This is a genomic window from Hydrogenobaculum acidophilum (assembly GCF_054656715.1).
Genome location: NZ_BAAHXP010000007.1, coordinates 14,400 through 26,550 on the forward strand (window position 1 = coordinate 14,400; position 12,151 = coordinate 26,550).

The following is a 12,151-nucleotide window of genomic DNA, read 5'->3' on the forward strand; positions in this document are numbered from 1 at the left end:
GCCCCCTTTTTGAAAAATGTTAGATATCAAAATAAAGTTCAAACTCAAGTGGATGTGGAGTAAACCTCATCCTGTTTATTTCTTCTTTCTTGGTTTCAATCCATAGCTGTATAAACTCTTCGGTAAACACACCGCCTTTTAGTAAAAATTCGTAGTCTTCTTCTAAAGCTTTTAAAGACTCTTCCAATGAGCCTGGAAGCTGAGGTATATTTTGTAGCTCTTCTGGTGGTAAAGAATATATATCCTTATCAAAAGGTTCACCTGGATTTAGCTTGTTCTCTATACCATCTATAGCGGCCATCAGTATAGCTGCAAAAGCCAAATATGGATTTGACGTTGGATCTGGGAATCTTATCTCTATACGTTTTGCCTTTGGGCTTTGAGAATACATCGGTATTCTTATGGCAGCAGACCTATTTCTAGCAGAGTAAGCAAGTCTCACCGGAGCCTCAAAACCTGGCACCAGTCTATGGTAAGAGTTTATGGTTGGATTTGTGATTGCTGCTAAGGCTGGACCATGCTTTAATATTCCACCTATAGCGTATTTACATATTTCAGATATACCTGCATAGTCAGAGCCTGCAAACAAGTTTTGCCCACCCTTCCATATAGAAAAGTGGGTATGCATACCACTACCGTTGTCGTTTGGTAACACTTTTGGCATGAATGTGGCAAACTTACCATACTTAGCCGCCACTTGTCTTACGGTATATTTGTATTTAAATAGATTGTCCGCTTGTTTCACCAAAGAGTCATACCTTATATCTATCTCAGCTTGACCGGCAGTTGCCACTTCATGGTGGTGCAACTCTACCGTTATACCCATGTATTTGCTCATTATGGTTACCATTTCAGACCTAAGGTCGTGGGTTTTATCTATAGGGGGAGTTGGGAAGTATCCTCTTTTGTTTGGTATTTTATAACCAGATGAAGTAAACTCTCTGTTCCACCAACCTTCTTCAGAATCAACTCTCCAAAAAGAAGAGTTTCCGGTGTTTCCAAATTCTACAGAGTCAAATATGAAAAACTCAGCTTCAGGTCCAAAATATGATACATCGCCGATGCCTGTTTGCTGAAGGTATTGCTCTGCTTTTTGAGCTATATACCTCGTATCCCTTTGATATCTTTCCCTCGTGATAGGGTCATATATATCACAAATCATAACGATGGTTTTATCCATAAATGGGTCTATAAAACAAGTTTCCGGGTCTGGAAAAGCTAACATATCTGATTCGTTGATAGACTGCCAACCTCTTATAGAAGAGCCATCAAAACCCCTACCGTTTTCAAACGTATCCATAGATAGCTCATAAGCCGGTATAGTTAGGTGCTGCCACTGTCCAAGTGGGTCAGAGAACCTCAGGTCCACATACTCAATACTCTCGTTTTTAACTAGGTCCAAGACCTCTTGAGCTTTTGCTTGATTCATATTAAAACCTCCTTAACAAAGTTTTTCATTTTAAATGGCTGCCTCTCCTCTTTCCCCTGTTCTTATACGTATTACTTCTTCAACAGGTGATATAAATATTTTACCATCTCCTACCCTTCCGGTTTGAGCAGATTTCATAATGGTATTTATAACCTTTTCCACTTCTTCATCCTTTACCACTATCTCAATCTTTATCTTTGGCAAAAAGTCTATCACATACTCTGTGCCTCTATACACCTCCGTATGACCCTTTTGCTGCCCAAAGCCCCTTATCTCTATAACCGTCATACCACCTATACCTATCTCTGTCAAAGCATCCTTTACTTCATCCAACTTAAAAGGCTTTATAATAGCCTCTATTTTTTTCATAGGTACCTCCTATCAAATATAATGCCAGTAAATGTTTCACATAAAACAATACTTCCTTCGGAAAAGCCAAAATCTGTGTTAACAATTTTGTTAACATGTTAACATTAGCGTGTTTAGTCGTTGCAAGGTTATCCATAAACTCTAATGTCCTTCTCCTCTTGCCATTTTCAAAGCATGTTTTATAAGACCACCTATCATACCAAGGTTGTCTTTCACTCCACCAGCACTGCCTGGAAGATTCACGACTATACAATTTTCGTTTAAAATACCACAAACCGCTCTAGACATTATGCTCTTTGGAACTTTTCTATAACCGTACACTCTCATTAGCTCTTCAAAACCGACCATCTCTTTTATTATAACTTCTTTTGTGGCTTCTGGAGCTATATCTCTTTTTGAAAAACCCGTTGAGCCGCTTGTTATTATTATATTTACTTTGTTTTGTAAGCTTTTAAAAAGATTTATAAGCGTATCTTTATCATCAGGTATCACCTCGTAATGGAGGACTTCGGCATTCAAGGATTTTAACATATCTATGGCTATTTTACCACTTTTATCTTCGTATTCTCCCTTTGAAGCCCTATCGCTTAGAACTATCACAGCGGCCTTTTCACCGGTTAAATCTTCAAAGTAATCTGATTTTCCACCCTTTTTTGATATTAGCCTTATTTCTTTTATAACTATGTCTTTGTCTATGCTCTTGCACATATCGTATATATTAAGAAGCATAGTGCTTACGGCGTTTAGAGCTTCCATTTCATAGCCTGTTCTTGCTATACCCCTTACTGTGGCAAACACCTCTATACCATCTTCTTTTATATTTAGCTCACCTTCTACAAAATCTATGCTTATAGGATGACAAAAAGGAAGTATTTGCTGGGTGTTTTTAGCTCCGTACAAAGCACAAAGTTTTGTAGCCTCTACAAGATTTCCCTTTGGAAGTTCGTTTGACTTTATCTTTTCTATGGTTTCTTTGTTTAGCTTTATAAAACCATAAGCTTTTGCTTCTCTTAAAGTCTCTATCTTATCGCTTACGTCTATGGTTTTCATACATCTGCTCCTTCAAGGACATTCTCGCATTGACAGACAAATTGCTTTTGGGCTTTTGGTATAAAAAGCGTTAAAAACTTTTTAATCTCCTCGTCTTTTTGCTTCATCATCTGTAGTACTTCTTTTGAAGTGAGCTTGTGTCCTTCTATTCCTGCGGCTGGATTGGTAATAACGCTTATATGAAGTATATGCATACCGGTTTCCCTTGCCAAAAACAATTCCGGGCAAGCAGTCATCCCCACCATATCAGCCCCTGTATGCCTTAAAAACTCTATCTCTTTCTTGGTTTCAAACCTTGGTCCTTCCGTACAAGCGTATACACCTTTCAAGTAAAAATGTATCTTTAGCTCTTTAAACACATCACTTGCTATACCTATCATCTCTTCGCAAAAAATATTAGACATATCTGTATGCACTACCTTTTTCGCTTTTAAAAGCCTATAAAAAGGTGTATCTTCTTCTTCTATATCTTTTGAAAATATACCCTCAAAAAATGTAGAGGCCCTAGACTTGGTAAAGTCTAAAACATCAGAAGTGATTACTATGTCCCCACTTTTAAAAAGAGTATTTATACCACCTGTAGCTCCTATGCTTATAAGTTTTCTTACACCTATTTTATAAAGGGCGTATACGTTTGCTCTATAGTTTACAAGATGAGGCGGTATTGAGTGATCTACACCGTGTCTTGATATAAAAGCAACACCGCTTTTTAAAAATATCTTTGAAGAAGGTTTACCAAAAGGCGTATCTATATCTAGCTCTTCTACATCATCAAAGATTTTGTATAGACCACTTCCACCTATTACTCCAAGAAATGCCTTATCCTCATGGTGCATAAAAATATAATATCACACCGCGAAAAGTTTTGTTTAGGCTTCTTTGATGTGCTATGCTTGTAGTTCGGATAATCTCTTTATCTCATAACCTTGCTTTAAAGAATACTCTATTACATCTCTTAGCGTAAGGTCATCTGGATATTTAAAATGCATTAACACCTTTGTCTTTGTTGGCTTGCCAAACTTTGTAGATAGCTCTTCCATGCGTTCCATATACATTTTAAACTTATCTAAAGGCTGTATTGGGTTTTTATAAACACCAAAACGAGGTCTATGATAAAAAGATAAATCTAAATCCCACCAAGCTACGTCCCAGCCATGGGCTTTTATAAGAGACTCAATATATTTTTTGTTTACATAGTTGCCAACATCCCCGTAAGGATATCTAAAATGCTTTATGTTGTTGAAGTTTTCAGTACCAAGCTTATCTATAAAAGTCTTAGCATACAAACTAAAATCTTCGTTTACTTTCGATATGGTTTCCCTTGAAAAGAAATTGTGATAGTAGGTGTGACATCCTAGCTCATGCCCATTTTCAATAGCGTTTATCCAAGGTTTTGGGTCTTCTTCTATGACTCTTCCTATTATAAAAAAATTTGCTGGTACTTTGTAGTAGTTTACTATGTCTACCATCTTTTCTCTATCAAACCATCCATCGTCTATGGTAAGGGCTATCTGAGGTTTTACCTTGGTGGTAGATGTTTGAGTTTCCAATTTTATCGGTGATAAAGCGCTTCCAAAAGCACTACCAACACCAACGCCCACTAAACCCATCAAAGCATTTTTCAAAAACTCTCTTCTTTCCATAAAATCTCCTCTTTTTTCCTATTTATACATATTATATACAATAAACATAAAATTTATATAAAATTTCATGATGGTTTTGTTTCTTGGCTTTTAACTGGATTTTTATTTTGATTTTCACCTTGATTTTTATCCGTATTTTCTCTTATTGTAATAAACTTGTTGTATCGTAAATCTATTATTTTGTTGGCAATATAATTTGGACCATGGCTTAGTATTATGCTTAATCTCTCCAAAAGTTGTTTTTTATCATACTTATTGGAAAGCGGTAATATAAGCTCTCCATTTATATCCTTTATATCTACAAATATACCGCTGTTGGTTATAAATATATTTTTGTCTTTAAATCGTTTAAGATAGCTTGATATTGGTTTTAACCAAAGCTTTACCTCTTTTTGGGTTTTTTCTATATCTGGTGTATATATAATAGTAAGACCTTTGGTGTTGAAATATCTTTTGTCAAACAAATCGCCTTTATCGTCCATAAGATAGCTCTTGTTTTGATTTACCACTACAGCGATGGGTTTCCTTTCTTTTATGTAAACGTCCACTATCACATCGCCGTTGAGCAAGCCTTTAAAATCTTTCTTGATAGCCACCGATGCAACTGCGTTTCCTGTGGCTTTTTCCAGCTTGTCTTTTATGCCTGATGCATTCATAAAAAGCCAGTTTCTTTTATAAGCTCCTATTGCGTCAGCCACTACCTTTGGTGGTATATTTTGATCACCGTAAACGTTTACAGCTTTTGCCTTAAAAAAGCTAATACTATCTATAAGAAAAGGGGCAAAAAAGCTAAAAAGTCCAAACATCAAGAGCCAAACAAAGGGTAGCACTTGCTTTACAGTGTTCCATTTTGATAGCTTTTCTTTTTGTCTACCCCTACGATAATACAAGTTAGCCATCTAAAAGCATCTCCACCATCTTATCAAAAGATACACCAGTTTTTTTAAGAGCCATAGGCAAAAGACTAAGCTCTGTAAGGCCTGGTATCGTATTTATTTCAAGGGTATATATATCATCGCCTCTTACTCTAAAATCCACCCTTGCTATATCTTTTAATTCAAATATATCAACTATTTTAGCCGTGATTTCTTTCAGTCTTTTAGAGATATGTTCATCTTCTACAAAAATGTACTCTGACATTCCCTTTGTGTATTTACTTTCAAAATCATATATACCTTTTTTGGGTATTATCTCTATGGGGTCTAATATTTTTCCTTTAAAATATCCCACCGTCATATCTTTACCCTCTATAAACTCCTCTATGATAAGCTTATCGTCTATTTTAAATATATTTTGAGCGGCTTCTTTAAGAGATTTATCATCTTCTGCTTTGAAAAGCCCAAAACTAGAACCAGCAGAAGCAGGTTTTGCAATGCATGGAAATATATTCCAGTCAATATTACCTATCTGTTTATAAGCTTTCCACACCGGGGTTTTGATATTGTTTTGAGCAAACATCTGTTTTGTAAAATCCTTGTCCATACATATAGCGCTTGTTTTTGTGTTTGATCCTATATAAGGTATACCAAGAATATCTAAAAGACCCTGGACTCTACCATCTTCCCCATAGGTCCCATGAGCCACTATAAAAGCTTTTTGAGGTTTTATCTCTTTTAACCTTAAGCATAAATCTTTATCTATTTCTAAAACATCCACTTGATGGCCAAGCCTTATAAGAGAATCTTCTACGGCTTTTGCACCCTTTAGGGCTATTTCTTTCTCCAGCGAGTCTCCTCCGGTAATAACCACTATGTGCATACTAGCTTTATTTCCTCTTCTAATATTATATTAAAAGCTTTGTAAACTTGCTCCTTTGCTATACTTATTAAACCTACTACATCTTGAAAAGAAGCGTTTTGATAGTTTATTAAAAAGTTTGCGTGCTTTTGGGAAAAACCTATATCTTTTAGTTTGTATCCCTTTAAACCAACTGCTTCTAAAAGCTTGCCGGCAAAGTTATTTTTTGGGTTTTTAAATGTAGAACCAGAGGTGGGCATGTTTAAAGGCTGGCTTTCCATTCTCTTTTGGTTTATAGCTTGAGCTAGAGCTTTTACGTCTTTATTGGTTTTTTTAAATAAAAACTCTCCGTACAACACTGGCTTATTTTCAAACTCAGTTTTTCTATATGTATAAAAAATTTCTTCTTTAGGCTTATAAATTATCTCGCCATCTTCTATAAACCAAACACCTTTTATAAAATCAAAAATCTCAACCCCATACGCCCCTGCGTTCATGGCGATAGCCCCACCTACACTAGCCGGAAAGCCGATTAGCTTGTAAAATTCATCAACGCTTTGCTCCACCGACAGTTTTATCAAATCTTTTAATGGTACTCCGGCTGAGGCTTTTACCAATATACCGTCTTTTGTCTCTGAGATTTTAACATCGTTGAAGTGTTTTGTATTTATTAAGACCCCATCAAAATCACCGAATATTACATTTGAGCCTTTACCAAGGACGTATAAATTATAATCTTTGTGCTCTTTGTATACATCTAAAAACTCTTCTTCATTTTCTGGAAAAACCATACATGAACCTACTCCGCCTACTTTTATCGTTGTAAACTCTTTTAGCTCTACATGTTTCTTTGTTATCATCAGTTTATTTTATCACAACAACCGATATACCGGGTGTAGTATATTGTCATAAACCGTTGCATATTGCAAATCTTCTTTTTGAGATTTATAGAGAATTTTAACAAAATTAAGGCTTCACAATGTCTGTGAATTTGTAAAGACGTAATTTTGATAACTTTGATATAATACGTTAAAAGCAACCTTAGGCGGAAAGTAAAATGGAAGGTAAAATTGTAAAACTATACAGGTTGATGAGGGCTATAAACCAAGAGATCGTTAGAAGCGTAAATGCTTCAAAACCCTACGATGAAGCCACGTTTTTCGAGAACCTTTGCAACATAGTAGTAGAGCATTTTGTTAAATTTGCTTTTATAGGCTTTTATATAAAAAGCATAAATAAAATAGTGCCAGCTTACTACTCTAAAAAAGCCAAAAACCCTGCCATGATCAATATGTACGTAGATTATCTTAAATTTTTAGAAATACCCCTTGACGAATCTGATGCAAGGTCAAAAGGGCCTATTGGTACATGTTTTAAGACAAACAGCGTTGTTATAATAGAAGATGTAGAAAAAGACCCACGGATGAGGCCTTGGAAAGAAGAGGCCTTGAAAAGAGGGTTTTACTCAAGCGCCACAATACCTATAAGAAAAAATGGTGAAGCAATAGGTGTCTTTGGAATGTATGCAGATGAAAGTAACTTCTTTCAAGAGGAAGAAAGAAGCTTGCTAGAAGAGATAACAATTGATATACAGATGACTATAAACGCCATAAAGACAAACTGGTTTCTTCAGACTATAGAATCCGGACTCTCTTCTTTTATGGAGTTGTTTATCATAACCGACAACGATGGAAAAATCTCATACGTTGGCGATAAAACGTTAGAGGTTTTTGGATACAACAAAAATGAACTATTGGGCAACAAAATAGATATTCTATACAGCTACAAAGATATTTTAGATAGGTCCATCATACCGCAGGCGATATTTCAAAACAAAGAATACAACGGCGTAGTGCTTTTTAGGACAAAATATGGCAAAGATATCTATATAGATTTATCCGTTTTCCCTATAGACAAAGAGTATACCACTGATTACAACAGTTTAATATACATAGGTAAAGATATATCAAGGGAAAAGAGCTTAGAGGAGCAGCTGCATTTTGTTTTAAATCAAGATCCCGTCACCGGTTTGTTTTCTTATTCATTTTTGATGACAGAGCTTGATATGCACGTAAGAAGATCTGTGGAAATGAGTGAATTGGGGGAGTGAGCCGCTGGTCATGGTGGGAGAGATGAAGCCAGCTGGTAAGATAGGGGCTTTTATACTGGCAGATATTTATGGATTTACCTATATCAACGATGTGTATGGCTTTGACATAGGAGATGAGCTTTTAAAAGCGGTGGGCAAAATATTAAAAGATATCTTTAGACCTACAGATGTAATAGGCAGAGTGGCTTCCGATACGTTTGGAATCATTTTGACAGATTTAAAGGACAAAGAGGACGTAATATTACTTTTAGATAGGCTAAAAGAAGCCTTTGAAAAACCAATAAACATAAACGGAAATGTTATAAGCGTTGCTATGCAAATAGGCATAGCCATTTTCCCAGAAAACGGTAAAAGCGCAAAAGAGGTTTACAAAAACGCAGATATATCTTTAGCAAAAGCTAAAAAAGGTACAGAATGGAGTTATGTGTTTTTTAGTGAAGACCTAAACTCAAAAGCTTCTCAATTTTTACTTTACAAAACTCATCTTGAAAAAGCCTTTGAAAAAGAAGAATTTGTAATACACTATCAACCTTATTTTGATACAAAAACACTGGATGTTGTAGGTTTTGAAGCGCTCGCAAGATGGAAATCCCAAGAGCTTGGCTTTGTCCCCCCTGTGCATTTTATACCCATATTGGAAGAATCTGGACTTATATCAAAACTAGAAAATTGGCTTATCCATAAGGCGTGCAAAGATTTGGATACTTTGTCTGAGGCTTTAGGCAACTATAGAGAAATACCACCCATATCAATAAACATATCTCCTATATCCTTTAAAAACGAGAATGTCTATGAAAAAGTCGTAAATATCGTCTCAAACTACAACAAGATTAAAGTATCAACAAGTATGCCACGCAATAGCTGTATAAACATAGAGATTACAGAGAGTCTATTTTTGGAAAACCTTGAGACGGCTTTGTCCACATTGGAAAAATTTAAACTTTCTAACTTTAAAATATCTATAGATGACTTCGGAACTGGATATAGCTCCTTTTCTTATCTTAAAGATTTACCAATAGACTATCTTAAAATAGACATGTCCTTTGTAAGACATATCTTAGACGATAAGAAATCTAAATCTATCGTAAAGACCATAATAGAATTAGCTCACAACCTTGATATGAAAACAATAGCAGAAGGTGTAGAAACTAAAGAGCAGTTTGAAGTTTTAAAATCTTTGGGGTGCGATATAATTCAAGGGTTTTTGTTGGCAAAGCCAATGCCAATAGACGAGCTGATAGCGTTTATTAAAAGCTTTGATACAAAGAAGCTAAATTATCATTGATAAAGTCTTGGGATTTTGATATAATATATAACTTTAGAAGGGTCCGTAGCTCAGTTGGATAGAGCAAGGGATTTCTAATCCCTAGGCCGGGGGTTCGACTCCCTCCGGACCCGTTCTAACAAACATTAATTGGAGGTTTAGATATGCCTATTTTGAAAGAGAGAAAATGGGAACTTATAAGAAGTTTTCAACATCATGAAAAAGACACTGGCTCACCAGAGGTTCAGATAGCTATACTAACAGAGCGTATAAATAAGCTAACTGAGCACATGAAGAAAAATAAAAAAGACCTTCACTCAAGGCGTGGTCTTATAGCTATGGTCAACAAGAGAAAAGCTTTACTTGATTATCTTAAGAGAAAAAACTACAACAAATATCTAGAGGTAGCAGAGAAATTAAACCTTAGAGTGAAGAACTAACTATGATGATAAAAGCTGATATAGAAAATCAAGAGCCAATACAGATAGAGGTAAACAAATACGCCCATCAAGCAGACAGCAGCGTTTTGATATCTCAAGGGGATACAAAGGTCTTGATTACCGTATGCACATCGGAAGAACCTCTATGCGGAATAGATTTTGCGCCTTTGTCGGTAGATTATAGAGAGCGCTCTTTTGCATGGGGTAAGATACCGGGTGGCTTTATAAAAAGAGAAGGAAAGCCCACCGATAGAGAAGTGCTTGTATCAAGAGTTATAGATAGGCCTTTGAGACCTTTAGTACCAAAAGGATTTTTAAACGAAATAGTGGTGACTTGTCTTACGCTGTCAGCAGACGACAAATACGACCCTGATGTTTTAGCTATAACAGGTGCTTCAGCAGCTTTGATGTGCTCTTCTGTACCCTTTGAAGGGCCTATAGCTGGCATGAGGGTTTGCAGAATAGACAACATGTTTGTGATAAACCCTACATATGAACAGAGGAAAAATGCTGACTTAGATATTATAATGGCTATTTCAAAAGATGCCATAGTAATGGTAGAAGGTGGTGCAAAGGAAGTAGAAGAAAGCGTCCTTTTGGATGCGTTGTTTTTTGGATTAGAAAAAGGTCAAACCCTTATAAAAGCTCAAGAAGAGCTTGTGGAAACCTTAAAACCAGAGAAGAAACCAATAGGTCATGTAGGTTTAACCGATGAGCTTTATCAAAAACTAAAAGATATGGCTTCTTTAAAAATTTTAGAGGCTTTTAACATAGAAGATAAAAAACAAAGAAGCAAGGCTTTAAAAAATGTCTATCTCGAAGCTATACAAACTCTTGGTATACCAAAAGAGCAGGAGTTTGATTTTGCGGTATCTTTTAAAGAGCTAGAAAGCCAATTGATGAGAGAACAAATCTTAACATCCAAAAAGCGTATAGACGGTAGAAAGGAAACGGATATAAGACCTATAAGCATAGAGATGCATCCTTTAGAAAGACCACATGGCTCTGCCGTATTCACAAGAGGGCAAACTCAAGCACTTGCCACAGTTACACTTGCTCCTAAAGATGAAGCCCAGTTGGTAGAGACCATATTTGAAGGTGAAACTTTTAAAAGGTTTATGCTTCATTACAACTTCCCGCCTTTTAGCACCGGTGAAGCAAGACCTTGGGGTCCTCCAAGAAGAAGAGAGATAGGGCACGGTGCTTTGGCGGAAAGAGCCTTAGAACCTATGCTGCCGAAAGAAGAAGAATTTCCATACATAATAAGAGTAGTATCAGATATACTAGAATCAAACGGCTCTAGTTCAATGGCAACAGTGTGCGCTGGTTCCTTGGCGCTTTTTGATGCTGGAGTACCCATGAGGAAACACGTAGCCGGTATAGCCATGGGACTTATAAAAGATGGCGACAACTTCGTGATACTTACAGATATATTGGGAGATGAAGACCATCTTGGGGATATGGACTTTAAAGTAGCCGGCACAAGAGAGGGAGTTACCAGTGTCCAGATGGATATAAAGATAAAAGGTCTTAGCAAAGATATAATGGTAAAAGCCCTAAACCAAGCCAAAGAAGCTAGGATGTTTATATTGGACAAATTATACGAAGCTATACCAGAGCCGCGAAAAGAAGTATCAAAATACGCTCCAAAAGCTCAAGTCATGAAAATTCCAGAAGACAAAGCCGGTCTTATAATAGGTCCTGCTGGCAAAAACATAAAATACATAAAAGAGCAGTTTGGTGCAAGCGTATGGATAGATGGTGCCAACGCCTACATAAACGCTCCTACTATAGAGGGTATAAACAAAACTGTTGATTTTATAAATTCTCTTATTCAGGAAGTAGAAGTAGGCGGGGTTTACGAAGGTAAAGTTATAAGGGTTGAAAACTATGGTTTATTTGTAGAAGTATTACCAGGCAAAGTAGGGCTTCTACACGCTTCCGCTATGACTCAAAAACCAAACATAAACGTAGGTGATACAATACAAGTAAAAGTTATGGCTATAGATGAGCAAAATAGATTAAACCTTTGTAGCCCAGACTATCAAAAGCCAGAAAACCAAGAAAAACCAAGAAAAGACCAAAGAAAACCCTATCAAAAAAGATAGT

General features: G+C 36.3%; 12 protein-coding genes and 1 tRNA gene. 5 read left to right on the top strand and 8 right to left on the bottom strand.

Going from position 1 to position 12,151, the window contains the following annotated elements:
* Positions 1 to 19: 19 nt before the first annotated feature.
* The 8 genes from glnA to murB form a co-directional block, all read right to left on the bottom strand.
* On the bottom strand, positions 20 to 1,429 hold the full coding sequence (glnA, locus tag ACYQZV_RS04955) for a type I glutamate--ammonia ligase (protein ID WP_459893830.1): 1,410 nt from the start codon (positions 1,427 to 1,429) through the stop codon (positions 20 to 22).
* Between the two features lie 30 nt (positions 1,430 to 1,459).
* Positions 1,460 to 1,798 (bottom strand): P-II family nitrogen regulator, encoded by a 339-nt coding sequence (locus ACYQZV_RS04960; RefSeq protein WP_459893832.1) that lies wholly within the window; start codon positions 1,796 to 1,798, stop codon positions 1,460 to 1,462.
* Between the two features lie 141 nt (positions 1,799 to 1,939).
* Complete coding sequence (moaCB, locus tag ACYQZV_RS04965) at positions 1,940 to 2,848, bottom strand: bifunctional molybdenum cofactor biosynthesis protein MoaC/MoaB (RefSeq protein WP_459893834.1); 909 nt, start codon at positions 2,846 to 2,848, stop codon at positions 1,940 to 1,942.
* Positions 2,845 to 3,684 carry an MTAP family purine nucleoside phosphorylase gene (locus ACYQZV_RS04970; RefSeq protein ID WP_459893836.1) on the bottom strand — a complete coding sequence of 280 codons (840 nt, stop codon included), beginning with the start codon at positions 3,682 to 3,684 and terminating at the stop codon, positions 2,845 to 2,847. The genes moaCB and ACYQZV_RS04970 overlap by 4 nt, the downstream gene beginning before the upstream one ends.
* A 51-nt stretch (positions 3,685 to 3,735) precedes the next feature.
* Positions 3,736 to 4,491 carry a polysaccharide deacetylase family protein gene (locus tag ACYQZV_RS04975; RefSeq protein ID WP_459893838.1) on the bottom strand — a complete coding sequence of 252 codons (756 nt, stop codon included), beginning with the start codon at positions 4,489 to 4,491 and terminating at the stop codon, positions 3,736 to 3,738.
* 65 nt (positions 4,492 to 4,556) lie between these two features.
* On the bottom strand, positions 4,557 to 5,390 hold the full coding sequence (locus tag ACYQZV_RS04980) for a cell division protein FtsQ/DivIB (RefSeq protein WP_459893840.1): 834 nt from the start codon (positions 5,388 to 5,390) through the stop codon (positions 4,557 to 4,559).
* The gene (locus ACYQZV_RS04985) at positions 5,383 to 6,249 is read right to left on the bottom strand and encodes a D-alanine--D-alanine ligase family protein (protein WP_459893841.1); all 867 of its coding nucleotides are present in this window, start codon (positions 6,247 to 6,249) and stop codon (positions 5,383 to 5,385) included. Before ACYQZV_RS04985 ends, ACYQZV_RS04980 begins: the two co-directional genes overlap by 8 nt.
* Positions 6,240 to 7,088, bottom strand: coding sequence for a UDP-N-acetylmuramate dehydrogenase (gene murB / locus ACYQZV_RS04990; protein WP_459893842.1), 849 nt, complete (start codon positions 7,086 to 7,088; stop codon positions 6,240 to 6,242). The genes ACYQZV_RS04985 and murB overlap by 10 nt, the downstream gene beginning before the upstream one ends.
* 197 nt (positions 7,089 to 7,285) lie before the next feature.
* Here murB and ACYQZV_RS04995 point away from each other — a divergent pair, with 197 nt between their 5' ends.
* From ACYQZV_RS04995 to ACYQZV_RS05015, 5 genes are all read left to right on the top strand, one after another.
* A complete protein-coding gene (locus ACYQZV_RS04995; RefSeq protein ID WP_459893843.1) occupies positions 7,286 to 8,338 on the top strand; it encodes a GAF domain-containing protein in 1,053 nt (350 codons plus the stop codon).
* A gap of 22 nt (positions 8,339 to 8,360) precedes the next feature.
* Complete coding sequence (locus ACYQZV_RS05000) at positions 8,361 to 9,623, top strand: putative bifunctional diguanylate cyclase/phosphodiesterase (RefSeq protein WP_459893844.1); 1,263 nt, start codon at positions 8,361 to 8,363, stop codon at positions 9,621 to 9,623.
* A gap of 39 nt (positions 9,624 to 9,662) precedes the next feature.
* A tRNA-Arg gene (locus ACYQZV_RS05005) sits at positions 9,663 to 9,736 on the top strand.
* A 30-nt stretch (positions 9,737 to 9,766) separates the two neighbouring features.
* Positions 9,767 to 10,042, top strand: a complete 276-nt coding sequence (rpsO, locus tag ACYQZV_RS05010; RefSeq protein WP_459893845.1) for a 30S ribosomal protein S15 — start codon at positions 9,767 to 9,769, stop codon at positions 10,040 to 10,042.
* Positions 10,043 to 10,044: 2 nt separating this feature from the next.
* Positions 10,045 to 12,150, top strand: a complete 2,106-nt coding sequence (locus tag ACYQZV_RS05015; protein WP_459893846.1) for a polyribonucleotide nucleotidyltransferase — start codon at positions 10,045 to 10,047, stop codon at positions 12,148 to 12,150.
* The last annotated feature ends 1 nt before the right edge of the window (position 12,151 follow it).